The following is a 17,538-nucleotide window of genomic DNA, read 5'->3' on the forward strand; positions in this document are numbered from 1 at the left end:
TGCCCGTTCAATCGTGATACCCGGGTATTGCAGTTGTTGTCACTGGCATTTGATGCGGCTGTTTTCGATATCTGGGGACCTTTGGTCCATGGCGGTGCAGTGGTGTTCTATCCGGGCCGACATGTTGAGATAGATAAGCTGGAGCAGGTGGTGAAGCAAAGTGGTGCGAATACCGCGTTGATCACCCCGGCACTGTTCGAACCCTGGTGCGAGCAGCTCACAGGCACTTGTGGCTTTAGTCACTTGTTGATCGGGGGAGATGTTTTCCCGACTCAGTCGGTGCAACGCTTATTTGAGCTCGACCCTGAGGTTGAGGTTTACAATGTTTACGGTCCGACCGAGAACAGCGTTTTGTCGAGTTACTATCCGGTTCCGCGCACATTGCAGCTGAGCGATGATATTCCTATTGGCCTGTCTCTGGGTGGTACCCAGTATACAATCCGTAATGCACAGGGGCAGCGTCTGCCATCTGGATTTGTGGGCGAGCTGTGCTGGCATGGTCCGAGTGTGGGTATTGGCTATCAGAACAACCCTGAAGCCACTGAAGCGGCCTTTATCACAGATCCGCAGTCGCAACAGCGATACTATCGCAGTGGTGATATGGCACGGATTGGTATGGATGGCATGTGTTACTTCAAGGGACGCAAAGATCATCAGGTTAAACTGCGGGGCTTCCGTATCGAGTTACAGGAGATTGAACAACAGTTTGAACTGCATCCTGCGGTGCGTCAGGCCGCGGTCTTGGTCAATAAAACGGACTTTGCGGTCCCTACCTTGTGTGTTTATGTATGCCTGGCCCAGGGCGCCGACGAGACGCAACTTGGCGATATCTGGCAACAGGTTCGAACAGGGTTACCCGGATATATGGTGCCAGGGCATTATGCCTTGGTGACAGAAATGCCGGTGAATCTCAATGGTAAGCGCGACGATAAAGCCCTGCAGGCGCTGACCCTCAGCGAGTGTGCAGTGGATAACTATGTCGCACCGGAAACAGACACGGAGCAACAACTGGCCGAGCTCTGGTCGCAGATGCTTCGCCTGGAGCAGATCAGTATCCGCAGCAACTTCTTCGAACTTGGAGGCCACTCCTTGTTAGCGATGCAGCTGATTTCGAAGATCAATGATGCCTTTGAGTTAGAGCTGAATGTGGCTGATTTGTTTGAGCTGGGTGACATTGCGTCGATGGCCGAAGAAATCGACATAATGCTGGATGAACAAGAAAGTGGGTGGTTATAAGATGACAAAGTCTCCGTATTACTTTGCACCTAAGCCACTTCTAAACCCTCGTGCACGGATCTTTTGCTTTCCGTACGCGGGGGGCACCAGCAGTATTTACTTTGACTGGCCAGACTATTTTTTCAGTCGGCAGATTGAGGTAGTGGCAGTCAGTCTGCCTGGGCGCGGTGCGCGCTTTGGTGAGCCATTTGATGTCAGCATTGAGGCGGCCATAACCAATATGGTTGACGAGTTTGTGCCCTATCTGGACAGGCCCTTCTATCTGTATGGTCACAGTAATGGTGCGTTATACAGTTATGAATTTGCTCGTCAGTTACTTAATCGCGGACAGTTGCTAAATTGTCGGCGGGTCTTTTTGGGCGCGAAAGCCGCGCCCCGAAGGACCTATCGGCGTGACCCACTTCACTTGCTGAATGAAACGGATTTCAGGCAGGCATTGGCTGAGCTGGGCGGCACACCTCAGGCACTGCTGGCAGATGAGCAGTTACTGGCGTTACTGTCACCTATGCTACGCAGCGATTTTAAGCTGGGATTCGATTATATGTCCACAGAGCCTCAGCAGCGCTTGCAGCAGCTTCCCACAACGCTGATTTATGGTACGGAGGATTTGGATGTGGGCGCCCTAGCGATGTCAGCATGGCGCGAGTTGCTGCCACAGGCTGAGCTGGAATCAGTTGCCGGCGGACACTTTTTTATCCATCACCAACAGGCCTTACTGGTCGATCTGCTCTTGACGCGGATCCCAATGTAGCCGATAAACGGAACTAGAAAAGGATAGACAACAATGAAAACACTTTATTCACTGGTTTCTGCCGTGTCGCTGCTGGTCAGCACACAGGCAGGGGCCGCAGTAGTCACGGATAGCGGAGTTAAAAAACACGCAATGGAAACATCAACACTGAACATATTATACATGGGCAACAGTCACACCAAACGTCACAGTGTGCCCGAATTTGTTAAAGCCATCATTGAGGCATCCGAGCCGGGGGTTCAGGTTAGTTATCAAATGGCGCCCGGGATCTTGTTTCTGGATCAGCGCTGGGATCATGGTCCGAGCCGTAAGATGTTAAAAGACACCTCATTAAGCCATGTGGTATTGCAGGCGCAAAAATACTCACAAAGCCGCAGAAAGCTCTACTCAACCAAAGAGGCGAAAAAGCTGGTTGCGCTGGCGAAGGAGCATGGCACCCAGGCCGTTATGTTCCCTGAGTGGGGGCAAAGAGGCCGTCAGTGGGAAGGCCAGTATGTGCATGATATTTATGCGGGCATAGCGAAAGAGTCGGGCGCGTGTATTGCACCCGTTGGCTTGGTGTGGGATAAGTTTTTATCAGAGCACCGTATGAACTTACATGCAATGGACGGTAACCACGCCAATGACAAAGGGGCGTTTCTGGCCGCGCTGGTATTATCGCAAAGTATTCTCGGTCGTCCGGCAGATCAGCTTGCAGTCACCACCACCGCACCTGTTGACGCTAAGTTACAACAGCAAATGCAACAGGCAGCGGCCAGTTTGTTTAAAGCTGAAGCTACCGCCTGTACGTCATAGCATGTTTAGATCCGATGGCTGTATGCCATCGGATTTGCCCCGCTGCCCTTTGTTAGACACTTCAGCCAGAGGTTTTAACTTTGCAAGGAGCTCGGCTATTAGTTAGCTGATAACCCATGCTTCGTAGTAGTGGCTACCGTCTTTGAGAGCGTAAGTAAATAAGTTGTCATTCGAGTTCCATTGACTTCTATAACCTCCACCCCAGTCTTCAAGTGTAGTGATTAGGTGGCTAAACTCATACGGTTCCAGATGGACTATTAACTTTTCATAGAATTGACTGATTTGATCATCATTACTGCCATGAGCTGCTGCCGCAGCATCGGTCACTGCATTCGTCCAATACTCCTGACTCATATCTGAAAGTGGTAACTTTGCCATAATTAATTTCCTTTAATGTTGAGACGAGTCTACGACTCGTGTTTGTGAAAAAAACGTACTAATTATGTTGCATTGAAAGGTATAGCAGTCTAGGTGTTAGGCAGCAATTACACTGGATTACACATCGAGTGTGCCGGACACCCAACCCATACCTGTAAACACGCTACCCCGGCGCAAAGTTAGCGCAAGCGACCACACGCTTCTATAGTTTAACTAAATTCCTTGTACTGCATATTGCATCATGTTCAGGATCATATTGCTGTTATCTTTTCTAGCCTGGCAGCTGCACGCTAAGGGCACTAATCCCGTAAGTATTGCAACTGGTGAGTATCCGCCGTTTACCGGCAGTAAGTTGCAGGACGATGGGTTCGTGAACCAGGTTATCCGCTTGGCACTGGCGAATGAAGGATATCTGGCGCAGTTTGAATACTTACCCTGGAAGCGTAGTTTTCAGGCGGCTCGGCAGGGGCTGTATGCGATGGCGTCATACTGGGTCTGTGAGGCTGAATATCAGCAACACTTCTATTGCAGCGATGAGCTCTATCGTGGTCAGCTGTTACTGTATTTCCGTGCCGACACACCGTTGCCAGATTGGCGTAGTATTGACGATCTGAAACCCTATCGGATAGGCGCGATTTTAGGCTACGAATATGTGCCAGAGTTTCGCAAGGCGATTGAGGAGGGCGAGCTGGATGTGATTATGGTCAGTAATGACCGGCTTAATCTGAATATGCTACTCAATGACCGCGTGGACCTGCTCCTGCTCAGTGACACGGCAATGCAAAGCCTGATGACCAACCATTTTCCCTCCTTACAAAAAGATAAGATCCGGGCACACCCCAGACCATTTTTAAATTACCGTGCCCATGTCTTATTTCCAAAATCTAGAAAAGAGAGTGTTGTGCTACGCGACCAGTTTAATCGGGGGCTGCAAACACTCAAAGCGTCAGGTGAATTTGAACGCCAGTGGCAGCGGTTACTGAATGGGGAGTTTGTGCCTGAGCGTTAGTTGTTATGAAAAGTGAACAGGCTTCAGCAGTCCGTCTCATGAAGTGTCAGAGGTCATGTCACGGCAAAACATAACTGTTTGTTTATTATTGTATTTTTGTTTTTATGAATTAATTCATGAATTTTCAGATGGTGTTGTAATTTGTTTATAGTGTGTTAACTTGGAGCGGCTTTAACAAACATAAGGAAATTAAAATGAAGTTAAATCTAAAGAAGAAAAGCATCAAATCGTTGAGTTCGGACAACAAAAAACTCCCTAATGCAGCAACGCCCGCGGTTGCTGGTGGAACACATTCTGATTATGTATGCGAAACTGCTGCATACTGCAATACTAATCATTGCTTCACTAAAAAATGGAATGAAGGTTGTAACCCTCAGCTTTATACCTACCAGGGAACAGGGTGCTGCAGAACCACCCTGTGCTAAGTTCAGTTGAGTAACGCCGTGTGTGTAAGCCATGATGTAAAGGGACACTCTTTCAACAAGTGTCAATCCCGAAATGGCTTTATCGACACGTGGCAAACGCTGCAGGCTCATCATTCGGTGTAAGCCTGCCGCTATCATTTTTCTCAATACACTACAGTGATGCGCTACTTTTCAGGAGCAGCCAAATACGCTCGCGTTTGCACTGGGCGTTGACCTTGGCTGGATTTCTCGACCCCCTACCTGAGGGGCCTCGTTAACTTTTGGGTGAGAAAGGTCTACCGCTATTAGGGTTAAACTTCGACAAACCTGGTTCGATTTTTTATTTGGCGCTTAATCGCTTGATATCACCCTCAACCGATTCCATTTTGGCGATCACTAAGGTGCCATCGGCAGCAATATCGTAGTGCCAGAGCAGGTGTTGTGTTTTCAGAAGCTCAGGCTTTGCGACACCATCCAATGCCAGTCGCCAGATATGATCCGTTTTTGACCAGGCGCTTTGCCAGTACAAATAACCATCTTTGAGCCTGGGATTGGTTATCTGATGATATGCTCTGGGCTCCAGGGAAGTCAGTTTAGTTTCCTTCATGCGCGCAGCGTTTATTTCCGTGCTGTGATAAAGTGCGGCGTCTTTAAAGATGAGCCAACTTTGAGCCCGGTAGTCATACATCAACATATCTGATGCCAGTGCAAAGCGGCGCTGCAATTGACCTGCTTTGTCATAAATCAAAACGTCATGTCCGTCTGTTGCCCACAGCGTATCTGCATCTATCCAACCAAAGTGGCGAAGTGAACGCGATAGGGCAGGAGTGAAGGTGTGCATTACCCCAGAGCGGTCTAGCAGCAGTAACCGAGTCTCCCGGTTAGCCAGAATATGAGCATTGTCCGGGCTCCAGGTGACAAAGTTGACGTAATCACTGCCCTTGTGATGGGTCAGCTGAACTACCTTGTCATTGCTATGCAGGTATATTTCACACGCGCCGGTGCGGCGTGACATAAATGCCGTTTCACCCAGGCTGTTGGTGACTGGCAGATAATCATGGCTGGAACTGGAAAAAATAGGCAGGTCGTCTTTGTCGCGAATATTCACCTGCCAGCTTTCGGCGGCACTGAAAATATAACCCTGTTTGTCAACACTGAGACTGCTAAATATCCCCTGCGGTGTCGAGATGACCTGATATTGATGTCCATCACGCGTTGTGGCGATCAGGTTATGGTGCTTGCTGCCATCGTTAGTGATCATGCTGTGTTGTTTTGGATCATAGGCAATCAGCCAGACTGGGAAGTTCCAGTGCAGCTGCACTTTGCCATCTAGCGTGATTAAGCGTGAATGCTGAAAGGCATTTTTCACCAGGTAATAGATTTGATTGTCCCAGCCGCGCAATGTGCTGATGAGCTTATCGTCTTCATCAAGCTTAAGAGGAATAGGAATATATTTATTATTATCAGTATGATACTGATATGCTTGCATGCCCGTTTTGCCTAATACAGAGACAATAAGCTGATTGTCTGATTGCCAGCTTGGCGCCTGAATACGATAACAAGGCAGACCTTGAGCACGGTTCAGCTGCTGACCTTGCGCGTTCACAATCAATAGTTCACAACGGTCGCCCTGATAACGCCAAACTGCCAGCCAGTCTTTTTCAGGATGCCAGGTTGGTTTGGCAACTCGGCTGTCAAATTGTAAACGCTGTATCGGGTTGCCCTGCTTATCGGAAATAACCAGAGTTTTGAAATCGTCGATATACGCCAAAAGCGATTTACTGGCGTGGGCGGCGACATCAAATTCTAACCCCAATTCATAGGTGATATCCGCGACCTCATACTGGGGAGCAGCAAAGGGAGCCGGTGCTGAAGAAAAGTAAGCGATTGCACTGAAGCAGGCTGTGACGACGGGGAGTGCCATCATTAGTAAACGCTTTTTACCGGCCATGCCTGGCTTTGCAACCGCATCGTTTTGTAAAGTCGTGATAGTGTGCCCGTTATATTGTGGTGCCCGTTCTAGCGGGGAGGCTTGCAGAACTGTCACTGGCGCAATAAATACATAGCCTCGTTTGGGTACGGTTTTAATAAAGCGAGGGGTTTTGGCACTGTCATTGAGTACACGGCGCAATTTGGTCAGCAGCTGGTACAGGCTATTGGACTCGACAATGGTGTCTGGCCACAGCGTGGTGTTTAATGCTTCGCGGGACAGGACCTTATCAGGAGACGTAACAAAGAGTTCAAGGAGTCTGGCAACTTGTGGCTCAAGCTTGATAGCGACTTGGCTTTCGGGGGCGCGCAATTCATCCTGACTGGCATCAAAATGCCAGGATAAAAAGTGGTATTGCTGAGCGCCAGTCGATATCGCCATGATGGTTGTTTCCTTAGTTCTTGTTGTAGCCTGTTGCCGCTGCAATGCGGTGCCCGCACCTGAGTCTGGAACGTTTGGTCAGATGACTGACTCAGAGGCCGACTTATCCGGTGTCACGCATTCTGTCTGCTGAAACTAACCTAGTTCAGAACAAAGTCAATAATCTTCAGGGGTTGATCACCTTTATTCAGGAAACTTTCAGCTTTTTAAAGGCCCATTTCTGCTGCAATGAACGGCAATCAGTCATATCGGAAGCAGTCATATGAAACAGCACTATTTAACTTTGTGTATCACGGCGGTATTGGGCAGCCAGTCACTCTGGGCAAACGAAATTTACAATACAGAGGTAAACCTCGACGGTCGTCTGGATGAACAACAATGGCAATCAGCTCAGCAGTTTAAGCAATTTTATCAGGTGGTACCGGCGACACTGACAACACATTCAGACAAGCTCCATGCAAAAGCATTCAGCAACGCAGCGGGGGTCTATATTGGTATTGTTAACTTTCAGGGCAGAGCAAGCAGGCAGAAGCAGTTTAATATTCAGGATGCCTTTATGCAGGCTGAATTCAACCGCATCGTGGTGGATTTCGCGGGTGATGGCAGCGGCGCGTACGAGTTTGCCGTGACTCTGGGTGGTGGCACGCAAGATGCCGTATTGACGCCACAGCTGACCAAAGACGGTGACTGGGATGGCGATTGGCAGTCTGCAACGTTTGAGGCGGATGATTACTGGTCTACAGAAGTCTTTATCCCCTGGCATACCGTATCTTTCTACAACCCGGCTCAAGGCACGGAAAGTGCGCTTGGGGATATTGGTGTGTCAATACAGCTTTATGACCTGGGGAAAAATTATATCTATTCAAATCAAAAACAAACAACCAGCAATAGCGATTTTTATCTGGGTATGCCAAAGCTCAAATCGGCCATTCCAAACCATAGCCAACTGAGTTTTGTGCCGTATTTTAGTCATCAGCAGCATTTTGCCGAGCAGGCCAAGAATAATAGTCAAAGCGATGTGGGTTTTGATCTGTTTTATAAACCTAGTCATCACCAGAAACTGTCGGTGGCGGTTAATCCGGACTTCGGCCAGGTCGATAGTGACGAAGTCGACATTAACTACAGTGCGGTTGAAACACTGCGTAGCGACAAGCGGCCTTTCTTTACTCAGGATATTGCAGTGTTTAGCGTACAGTCTTTGCAAGACACCAAGCTGATCCATACCCGGCGTATTGGGGCTGGCAGCGACGATGGGCGGGAATTTATCACCCCTATCGATTTGGCGACCCGTTTTGTTCATCAGGGAGAGACCATGCAGGTCGGTGCCTTTGCGGTAAAAGAGGATGACCTGGACAGTAACGCCGGAAAGCACTTTTATGCGGCCCGTGCTAAGTATCGGCAAAAGTACTGGCAAACAGGTGTACTGGCCACACATACAGAACGGCCATGGCTGGACCGTCAAGCCACGACGATGGCCTGGGATAGTCAGTATCAAAGTGCCACTTGGTCATTTCAGGGCGCTTTGCTCGCCAGCGAGGTCGAGCAGCAGCAAAAGCAAACGGGTAATGGGGCATCATTGCAATTGGGGTATCAGTTTTCTCCCAATACAAATCTGGAAGGGCGATATCTTAAGCTTAATAAAAGTTTTGATAACAGTGATTTAGGATATGCACAGCGCAATAATTGGCAGTATAGTGAAGCCAAATTCAGTCATGCGATTAACACCCAAAGCGAATGGCTAGCGCGTATCAAGCACTCTTTGACACTCAGTTATGAGGCTGATAACCAGGGTCTGAAACTGCCGGCCCGGCAGGCCTATCTGAGCCAGTGGCTGCTGGCAAGTGGTGGCCAGATTGATCTGCATCTGGACAGGGTCAGTGGTGGATGGCAGGACAACCTGGGTCGTCAGAGTCAGGCCTTTGAAGTACCCGGTAACTGGGAAACCCGGGTAATGTATGTGAGTCCTTACATTGGCAAGTTCTCATGGGCCGCCAGTTTTGAGTACGATCAGGAGGGGTTTGATGGACGGGCTCAGCAATATGCGATTGATATGACCTGGTTACCACACCCAAACTGGACTTTAAAATTCAACAATTTTTATCGCACCGGAGATGGCTGGCTGGTGGCAAGTGACACAGATCAGGTCACTCAATATCAGCGTGATTTCTTCGTAAATAAGATTCAGGTTAGCGGATTGATAACCGATAAACTGGAATTTTCTTCAACGCTTGAATGGGCCGTACTGGAAGCCCGCAGTGACGATGTGTACTCCATACAGGCGCATCACAGACATCGCCTGAACAATGTGGATACCAGCTTTGAAGATCGTCGCTTGTCCAGCCAGTTTAAGTTGCGCTATCGGATGGGGGCACTGTCTGATGTGTTTTTGGTATATCGGCGTGGCGGGGCTGTGGGAGAAAGTGTACCTGGCAGTCAGATTGGCTCAGAGCCCTGGCTTGAACGCGCAAAACAGCTTTGGCAATCACCTTCACAGGATTCCGTGCTGCTGAAGGTCAGGTATAAGTTTTAACGGCGCAGCTGCAGCTGTCCGGTATCTGTGTGAATATTTCTCAATTCACACTCTTGGGACAACACAGCATACTCAAACTTTTAAGTTTAGGGACAAAGCTATGCAAATAAGACATGCTGTTGTACTGGGCGCTGCGTTGAGCTTGGTTACCTCCTGCGCATCCCTGCAGTCGGCTACTGAGCTGTATCAGTCTCAGGATTGGGTTACGGACGGGGTATTTACTCAGGGAGTAGAAGGCCCGGCCGTAAACCGAGATGGTGACCTGTTTGCGGTCAACTTCGCCCGACAAGGCACCATTGGTCAGGTGAGCGGACAAGGTGAGGCGGGTTTATATCTGAATTTGCCTCAAGGTAGCACAGGCAATGGGATCCGCTTTGATGCGCAGGGCACTATGTATATTGCGGATTATACCGGTCACAATGTACTGAAAGTGACGCCTGATAAAACAATTTCTGTGCTGGCTCATAACCCCAAAATGCATCAGCCCAATGATTTAGCCATCAGTGATAAAGGCATACTGTATGCCAGTGATCCGGATTGGCAAAACAACACGGGACAGCTTTGGCGCATTTTACCTGATGGGCAAACTGAATTGTTGCGTGCAAATATGGGCACCACAAATGGTATAGAGGTCAGCCCCGACAATCGTACTTTGTATGTGAATGAGAGTGTGCAGCGCCGGATCTGGGCGTTTGAGCTTGATGAGCAGGGGATGATAGGTGACCCAGAGCTGTTTTATGAGTTTAACGATCATGGCCTGGATGGTATGCGTTGTGACGAAAATGGCAATCTGTACGTTGCCCGCTACGGAGCCGGGGAAGTGGTGATACTGTCACCAAAAGGCCAGCTACTGAGAAAAGTGGTGTTGAAAGGCCAATATCCGACGAATATTGCGTTTGGTGGCAAGCAGGGCAAACAGGTGTTTGTGACCATGCAAAAGCGAGGCGCCATCGAAACCTTCACCTCAGAATACGCCGGGCGTTCGTTTAACCGACATACTTTGTAACCACACACAGATACTTTGTATTGAGGTGTTTTGTTAATATCGGAACGGGTAAATATCAAGGACCTGTATGATAGAAATAAAACACCTCACAAAAGTGTATTTGCATGACCCTGTTTTTTCTGACTATTGTGCTGTGCTGAGTGAGCAGAAGCTCTGCATCGAAGCGCCAAATGGACTGGGGAAAAGCACGCTGTTCAGGATCATTGCCGGCCTGGATGACGCGTTTCATGGTGATGTACTGTTTGACGGTAAGCAGCACTCTGCCATGCAGATAATCGTGGCACTGGCCAGTGACTCTATAGCCTTTCCTGATTTTTTGACGGCCAGACAATTACTGCAATTGACAGCTAAAAGCTGGGCATGTCCCTGGCCTGAGCTAATGATCCGGCAAATGGAGTTTGAGCCCTTTTTGGATACTCGTTACGGCGCACTGTCGTCCGGTAATCAGAAAAAGTGCCAACTAATCAATGCTATGATGAGAAATACGCCTTATCTGGTGCTGGATGAACCGAGCGCTGCATTAGATCATGCCAGCGTTGATGTGTTATTAAGCTGGCTTATTCATCACCCTGCACAAGTGATCATTAGTTGCCATGAACCTCAGCCCTTTATTGATATTGGCTTTGTAACTCAGTCACTGTTTGAGTGAGGTGCTGATGCTACATTATTACCAGTATCGCTTCCGTGCGTTTCGTGTTGCGCTGACCGCGTTGTTGCGCCAGCTTCAGCAGTTCTCACTCATGTTTGTGACCTTATTCTTCATTTTCATCCCTCAGTTGATCATTGGGGTGTTTTTTGGTCTGGGTAAGTTGGTGTCGTTCGACTCGCACGGTGTTGCCATGAAAGTGGCATTTGGTTTCCTGTTGCTACAAAGTTTGCTGTTACAGGCGGTAAAGCCCGCAATTACTGATATCAGGCACAGGGCTTATCACCTTACCCTGTTGCGAACCCGGTTTCATCAGTTTGTGGCTGACTGGCTGCTGTTACTGGTGTGCCATGTGCTATTTGGTGCAGCTTTGCTCCTCGCGGTGAGCATGGGCACAGCGACACTCTGGGAGGCTCCGCAGTTGCCTGGGTTTATGCTGGCACAGTGGCTGTTTGCGCTGGCATTGCTGTACCGCCCGCAAACATTGGTTTCATCATTGTGTGTTGCTTTCGTTGCCGTCTGGCTGGCTCCGAGTATTCAGGCATATCTGGCTGTGAGTGTGCTGTGGCTCGCTCTGGATTGGGTCAGGCCGAGACTAAAGCTAGCAGCACCTCAACCTCAGCTTAGTTCTGTCAGCTTTTGGTACTATGTCATCAAAGAGTATCCCTGGATGGTGTTGTGGCGAGCAGGCGCATCATTTCTGGCTTTGTGGGCAGGCATGATCATGGCACATGAGCGGCCCGATCTGCTGCATTACTACACTTTGATGATACTTCTGGTGAACCAGTTGTGGTGGTCCAGCTTGTATTTGGATACCAGTAAACAAGTTATGGGGCGCAGAGGGTTTTGGCGTAGTCTGGGTCTTGACAGTCAAATTGAGTTTAGCCAAAGCGTTTTGATTTACGGATTATGCCTGATCAGCTGGCTTGCAGGGGTTGTGCTGCTAAACGGCGAGTTGTTTACCGTGTCGGTAATCGCTACTTGTCCGGCACTTGTATGGACTCTAAAGCACTATCCGCAGCGTTTTGCTGTTGTCTGGGGCTGTGCCAGTGTGACGCTGATGATGATTAAAGTGCTGTTTATTTAGGACAGGAAAACAAAAAAGGCCAGCATGGCTGGCCTTTACATTAGAGACAAGTTACGCGGCGTCCGCGTCTTTTGCAACCACTCTGGCCTTACCAGCCAGCAGGTCGGCCGGGTCAAAGTCATCAACATTGATAACGGCCAGTCGCTTCTCTTCAACGGCTGCCAATTTGTTGGCTTCGTCGTTATTAAGTGCACCACATTCGCGGCCCATTTCGGCCACTTTATCCAATCGCATAAATGGCAGTTTTTCACCTTTGGCACGACATACTTTGTCGAACAGAGGCTCTACTTCCAGAATGTCTTTCAGTGTTTGCTCTTGTTTGCCGATCAGGTTAAGCGGTTCATCACGCATATAAATGTGTGAGGCAAGGCGGTCACGGGCGGCACTTGGTGTTTGTAGCAGTTGTGCCAGTTTGTGCTCCATTTGGTCTGTAGGCTTGCGCACAGGACGACCAAACGGGAACAATACGAGCTTGAGCAAACCACGTAGCGCCATTGACGGCATGTTGTTAATTAGATCCGCCAATGCACGTTGACACAGGTACAAATGCTCCTGACAAGCCCACTGAACGTAAGGCAGATCTTCTTTACGACGGCCTTCATCGTTGTAACGTTTCAGTGTTGCAGACACCAGATACAGGTAGCTTAGCAAGTCACCAAGGCGCGCAGAAATACGCTCTTTGCGTTTCAAAGAGCCACCAAATACGGCCATACAGATGTCAGACATCAGCGCCAGTGACGCACTAAAGCGCGCTGCGGCACGATAGTAATCGGCTGTTTCATCGTTAAATGGTACTTTGCTGAAACGACCACCAGTCAGAGCCAGCCACTTAGTGCGAACCAGATTAGAAATGGTAAAGCCAATGTGGCCCATTAGTGCCTGGTCAAAGCTGTTAAGCGCTTCTTCTTTGTCTTTGATAGTACAGGCGTTAAGTTCAGCCAGAACAAAAGGATGACAGCGAATTGCGCCCTGACCGTAGATGATCATATTACGAGTCAGAATGTTTGCACCTTCTACCGTAATCGCAATTGGGGCGCCCTGATAGCCGCGGCCCAGGTAGTTATTTGGACCCAGACAGATACCTTTACCACCGTGAATATCCATTGCATGCTTGGTTGAATCACGCATTTGCTCTGTCAGGTGATATTTCAAAATAGCAGAAATAACAGATGGCTTTTCACCTAAGTCGACAGCACCCGTTGACATGCTCACTGCTGCGTCACTGCTGTAGGCGTAACCACCTAGTTTAGCCAGTGCTTCTTCAATACCTTCCATCTTACCGATAGGCAGTTTGAACTGACGGCGGATACGGCTGTATGCACCACTGGCAAGCGCCAGAGATTTAATACCACCAGTTGAGTTAGACGGTAGCGTGATTACGCGACCCACTGACAGACATTCCACCAGCATACGCCAGCCCTGACCTGCCATTTTCGCACCACCAATGATGAAATCAAGGGGTACAAAGACGTCTTCGCCCTTAGTCGGACCATTCTGGAAAGGTACATTCAGTGGGAAGTGGCGACGGCCAATTTCAACACCAGGCGTGTTGGTTGGAATAAGGGCACAGGTAATACCAATTTCTTTTTTGTCGCCCAGCAGGCCATCCGGGTCGCGCATTTTGAATGCCAGACCAAGTACAGTAGCAACGGGTGCAAGGGTGATATAACGCTTATTCCAGGTTAGGCGAATACCTAAGGTTTCTTTACCTTCCCACTCACCTTTACAGACGATACCGAAATCCGGGATAGATGAGGCATCAGAGCCCGCTTCCGGAGAGGTCAGTGCAAAACAGGGGATCTCATCGCCTTTTGCCAGACGAGGCAGGTAATGCTCTTTTTGCTCCTGAGTACCATAGTGTTGAAGCAGCTCGCCTGGACCTAGTGAATTAGGTACACCTACAATAGATGAAAGCAGAGTTGATTTACTGGTTAGCTTTTGCAACACACAAGACTGTGCATAGGCCGAAAATTCCAGACCACCGTATTGCTTTTTGATGATCATGGCAAAGAACTTATTGTCTTTGAGATATTGCCATACGTCCTGTGGTAAATCAGTCAGCTCATGAGTGGCTTCCCAGTCATCCAGCATTGCACATACTTCTTCAACAGGACCATCCATAAAGGCTTGCTCTTCGGCCGTAAGGCGTGGAGCCTGATACTGGTGAAGCTTATTCCAGTTTGGGTTACCACAGAACAAGTCGGCTTCCCACCAAGTAGTACCAGCATCTATAGCAGACTTTTCTGTTTCGGACATGCTAGGCGTGACTTTTTTGAACGCCTTAAACAACGGCGCAACAATATATTGTTGACGTACGTTAGTCATTGATAAGGGAACTGCAATGGCCAAGAAGATAAGCCAGGCAAATGCGCCAAAGGCGCCGGCGAAGGTGCCGATCAGCAGCGTCGCCGCAGCAACACCTAAGCAGGTGTTCCAGCTCGCACGGTGGTAGCAGGCAGCGCTAACCAGTGCGATTAAAGCGAGTGTAAATAAAAGTGTCATGTTGTTATTCCTTGTAAGAGGTCTGACCACATTGGCTAGGCTAGCTTGTTGGACCAGTGATTTCAAGCCTAAAAAGCATCTTATCTTCATTTTAGTTGCTATTTAGTTACCTCGCGAGTTGGTCATATTGGTGTTGTTTTTATGTAATGAGTTTGTAATTTTTAAGATTACTCCTATATTTTAAGAGATCATTCTAGGAGGGAATCGTCATGCAATATGGAACATTGTGTGTCGCATCTGCGACGTTTTTTGCTATGCTGCTTTCAGCACATCTTTATCAACCCGCTGTATTTCTTAATCTTGCCAGTTGCGTCTTGTGCGCTATCTACGGTTATCAGGGCGCCAGTATCATCGCTATGTTTTTAGCCTGGTGTAATGTTCAGGCGTTTTTGGTCAGTCCATGGATAAACCTCACCGAACAACCAAGTATCAAAGCGCTTGTTCTGTTTCTGCTTTGCCTGATGTTCGCAGCTATCAGTATCGGGGTTAGTAAACGTTAGCCTGTTGTCCGGGCCTTGGCTGCGGTACAATAAAGGGTCCGTGTATCGTTTGGGAAGTATGAATGAAGATCCTTGCAGATCAGAATATGCCCCTGGTTGAAGAGTTTTTCTCCGATCTGGGGGAGGTCAGTCGCTTTGATGGTCGCACCATAGCGCCGCACCAGCTGGCTGATGTTGACGTGTTGCTAACGCGCTCCGTCACTCAGGTTGATCAGACACTCTTGGCTGAGGCATCTAAGCTAAAGTTTGTTGGCACCGCAACAATTGGGGTCGACCACATTGACAGGTCGTTACTGGCCGGGCGAGACATTGGTTTTGCCAGTGCCCCCGGTTGTAATGCTGTCGCTGTTGCCGAATATGTGATCAGTGCTTTGTATGCCTATGCGCAGCACAAGGCGATTAATCTGCAGGGTAAAAAGCTAGGTATTGTTGGGGTTGGTAATATAGGCCAATGCTTACACGATAAACTGGCTGTCAGTGGGGTAGAGCTGCTTTTGTGTGACCCACTTCGTCATGAAGCGGGGACTTTAACGCAGCACATGCCACTTGATGAGCTGTTGGCACAAGCCGATATTGTTACTTTCCATGTGCCTTTGATTAAGACCGGTGTTCATCAGACCCGGCATATGCTTAATGCTGAACGCATAGCGACGCTTAAGCCTGATATGTTGGTGATCAATGCAAGCCGGGGAGATGTGATTGATAACCAGGCTTTGTTAGCAGCGCTTGAGAACGGCCAGGCAATCGATTTGGTGTTAGATGTATGGGAAAATGAACCCAATATTTTGATGCCTTTGTTGGATCATACATTGTTTGCCTCAGCGCACATTGCTGGCCACACACTTGAGGGGAAAGCCCGCGGAACACAAATGTTGTATCAGGCCCTGTGTGACCAACTCGGTAATGCAGCCACAAAGTCGCTTGAGTCGTTTTTGCCGATCCCGGCTCTGACATCTTGTTATGCAGAGCATACGCTTAGCGAACAGGAACTCGGCAGGTTGGTTCATCTGGTCTATGATATTCGTCGGGATGATGGCCTGTTGCGTAATAATATCACCAGTCAGGGCTTTGATATGTTGCGCAAAAATTACCCGCCTCGTCGAGAGTTTAATACCTTGACGGTGCAAAATGCACCTCAGTGTGGGAAGCAGTTACAACAGCTTGGTTTTAAAGTAATTAATTCGAATGAGGAATAATATGTCGCAGAAATATGATGTGGCGGTGCTCGGTGCAACCGGGCTGGTAGGCAAGCAAATTATTGAAACTCTGGCCGAACGAAAGTTCCCGGTTGGCAATTTGTATCCTCTGGCAAGCAGCCGCAGTGCGGGTGAAGAAATTGAGTTTAACGGTGAGACGCTCACTGTGCTGGATGTGGCAGAGTTTGATTTTAGCCAGGCGCATATAGGCTTGTTTTCGGCAGGAGGCAGCGTGTCGGAACAGTATGCGCCAATAGCGGCCGAAGCGGGCTGTGTTGTCATTGATAACACATCACATTTTAGATATGACTATGATGTGCCTTTGGTTGTACCTGAGGTAAACAGTGCCAGCCTGGCTGATTTTCGCAATCGTAATATCATCGCCAACCCAAATTGTTCGACCATTCAAATGATGGTTGCGTTGAAACCTATCTATGATGCTTATGGTATTGATCGTATCAATGTGTCTACCTATCAAGCTGTATCTGGTGCAGGTAAAGAGGCGGTTGAAGAGCTGGCTAAACAAACTGCTAATCTGATGAATGCCCGACCTATGGAAAATGAGGTCTTCACTAAGCAAATCGCCTTTAATGTCATTCCGCAAATTGATGCCTTCCAGGACAATGGCTATACCAAAGAAGAAATGAAAATGGTCTGGGAGACGCAAAAAATCCTGGGCGATAGTAGTGTTATGGTAAACCCGACGGCTGTTCGTGTTCCTGTTTTTTATGGTCATGCTGAGGCAATCCACCTAGAAACACGCATGCCTTACGATCTTGAACATATCAAGCAGTTGTTAAATGATGCTCCCGGTATCGAACTGGTTGAAGATGAACAGGATTATCCAACGCCGGTCAGTGACGCCAGCGGCAACGACACCGTGTATGTAGGTCGACTGAGAGCGGATATTTCACATCCACATGGCCTGAACCTGTGGGTTGTGTCTGACAACACCCGTAAAGGTGCTGCAACTAACAGCGTACAGATTGCCGAAGAGTTGATCGCGCACTATCTGTAATGATTGCCGGGCCCGTGAACAACGACGGGCCCAAATTCCTTTTCTGTTTGTTCCCATACGGCAGCAATTTGCCACTTTTCACTTCTCATCCGCCAAGTCTGTGTATTTC

Annotated in this window: 15 protein-coding genes (1 of these 15 cut by a window edge); 12 read left to right on the plus strand and 3 right to left on the minus strand. The window is 48.6% G+C overall.

The genetic code is table 11. The annotated features are described in order from the left end of the window. The 3 genes in view from NH568_RS00065 to NH568_RS00075 are tightly spaced (at most 33 nt apart) and all read left to right on the plus strand, a layout consistent with a single transcriptional unit that may run on beyond the window. Window positions 1-1,236, plus strand: partial view of a non-ribosomal peptide synthase/polyketide synthase gene (locus NH568_RS00065; protein ID WP_253043524.1) — the end only. Its footprint begins 26,301 nt before the window's first position; 1,236 of the gene's 27,537 nt are visible here — the last part of the coding sequence; the start codon falls outside the window, past its left edge; it ends in the stop codon at window positions 1,234-1,236. Between the two features lies 1 nt (window position 1,237). After that, a complete protein-coding gene (locus NH568_RS00070) occupies window positions 1,238-1,987 on the plus strand; it encodes an alpha/beta fold hydrolase (protein ID WP_253043528.1) in 750 nt (249 codons plus the stop codon). A gap of 33 nt (window positions 1,988-2,020) precedes the next feature. Next, a complete protein-coding gene (locus NH568_RS00075; RefSeq protein WP_253043532.1) occupies window positions 2,021-2,782 on the plus strand; it encodes a hypothetical protein in 762 nt (253 codons plus the stop codon). Between the two features lie 102 nt (window positions 2,783-2,884). On the opposite strand, the gene NH568_RS00080 is transcribed toward NH568_RS00075, so the two are convergent. Then, the gene (locus tag NH568_RS00080) at window positions 2,885-3,160 is read right to left on the minus strand and encodes a hypothetical protein (protein ID WP_054016509.1); all 276 of its coding nucleotides are present in this window, start codon (window positions 3,158-3,160) and stop codon (window positions 2,885-2,887) included. 256 nt (window positions 3,161-3,416) lie between these two features. Between NH568_RS00080 and NH568_RS00085 the strand changes: the two genes are divergently transcribed. Together NH568_RS00085 and NH568_RS00090 are read left to right on the plus strand one after the other, a co-directional pair. After that, on the plus strand, window positions 3,417-4,169 hold the full coding sequence (locus tag NH568_RS00085) for a transporter substrate-binding domain-containing protein (protein ID WP_253043535.1): 753 nt from the start codon (window positions 3,417-3,419) through the stop codon (window positions 4,167-4,169). Window positions 4,170-4,363: 194 nt separating this feature from the next. After that, window positions 4,364-4,594 carry a hypothetical protein gene (locus NH568_RS00090; protein ID WP_253043537.1) on the plus strand — a complete coding sequence of 77 codons (231 nt, stop codon included), beginning with the start codon at window positions 4,364-4,366 and terminating at the stop codon, window positions 4,592-4,594. A 319-nt stretch (window positions 4,595-4,913) separates the two neighbouring features. On the opposite strand, the gene NH568_RS00095 is transcribed toward NH568_RS00090, so the two are convergent. Then, window positions 4,914-6,944, minus strand: a complete 2,031-nt coding sequence (locus NH568_RS00095; RefSeq protein WP_253043539.1) for a transcriptional regulator — start codon at window positions 6,942-6,944, stop codon at window positions 4,914-4,916. A gap of 262 nt (window positions 6,945-7,206) precedes the next feature. Between NH568_RS00095 and NH568_RS00100 the strand changes: the two genes are divergently transcribed. The 4 genes from NH568_RS00100 (at window position 7,207) to NH568_RS00115 (ending at window position 12,213) form a co-directional block, all read left to right on the plus strand. Beyond that, window positions 7,207-9,474, plus strand: coding sequence for a DUF5916 domain-containing protein (locus NH568_RS00100; protein WP_253043544.1), 2,268 nt, complete (start codon window positions 7,207-7,209; stop codon window positions 9,472-9,474). Between the two features lie 100 nt (window positions 9,475-9,574). Then, complete coding sequence (locus tag NH568_RS00105; protein ID WP_253043548.1) at window positions 9,575-10,480, plus strand: SMP-30/gluconolactonase/LRE family protein; 906 nt, start codon at window positions 9,575-9,577, stop codon at window positions 10,478-10,480. Window positions 10,481-10,547: 67 nt separating this feature from the next. After that, window positions 10,548-11,129 (plus strand): ATP-binding cassette domain-containing protein, encoded by a 582-nt coding sequence (locus tag NH568_RS00110; RefSeq protein ID WP_253043552.1) that lies wholly within the window; start codon window positions 10,548-10,550, stop codon window positions 11,127-11,129. A 7-nt stretch (window positions 11,130-11,136) separates the two neighbouring features. Beyond that, a complete protein-coding gene (locus NH568_RS00115) occupies window positions 11,137-12,213 on the plus strand; it encodes a DUF6136 family protein (RefSeq protein ID WP_253043556.1) in 1,077 nt (358 codons plus the stop codon). Window positions 12,214-12,264: 51 nt separating this feature from the next. Here NH568_RS00115 and fadE read toward each other — a convergent pair whose 3' ends face one another. Continuing rightward, the gene (gene fadE, locus NH568_RS00120) at window positions 12,265-14,715 is read right to left on the minus strand and encodes an acyl-CoA dehydrogenase FadE (RefSeq protein ID WP_253043561.1); all 2,451 of its coding nucleotides are present in this window, start codon (window positions 14,713-14,715) and stop codon (window positions 12,265-12,267) included. Window positions 14,716-14,924: 209 nt separating this feature from the next. On the opposite strand from fadE, the gene NH568_RS00125 reads away from it, so the two are divergent. From NH568_RS00125 to NH568_RS00135, 3 genes are all read left to right on the plus strand, one after another. After that, entirely contained in the window at window positions 14,925-15,215 is a 291-nt protein-coding gene (locus tag NH568_RS00125; RefSeq protein WP_054016517.1) for a DUF6419 family natural product biosynthesis protein, read from the plus strand. A gap of 62 nt (window positions 15,216-15,277) precedes the next feature. Further along, the gene (locus tag NH568_RS00130) at window positions 15,278-16,411 is read left to right on the plus strand and encodes a 4-phosphoerythronate dehydrogenase (RefSeq protein ID WP_253043566.1); all 1,134 of its coding nucleotides are present in this window, start codon (window positions 15,278-15,280) and stop codon (window positions 16,409-16,411) included. A gap of 1 nt (window position 16,412) precedes the next feature. After that, window positions 16,413-17,429 carry an aspartate-semialdehyde dehydrogenase gene (locus NH568_RS00135; RefSeq protein ID WP_054016519.1) on the plus strand — a complete coding sequence of 339 codons (1,017 nt, stop codon included), beginning with the start codon at window positions 16,413-16,415 and terminating at the stop codon, window positions 17,427-17,429. Window positions 17,430-17,538 lie beyond the last annotated feature (109 nt).

Source organism: Pseudoalteromonas sp. XMcav2-N (genome assembly GCF_024124545.1).
Taxonomy (GTDB): Bacteria; Pseudomonadota; Gammaproteobacteria; order Enterobacterales; family Alteromonadaceae; genus Pseudoalteromonas.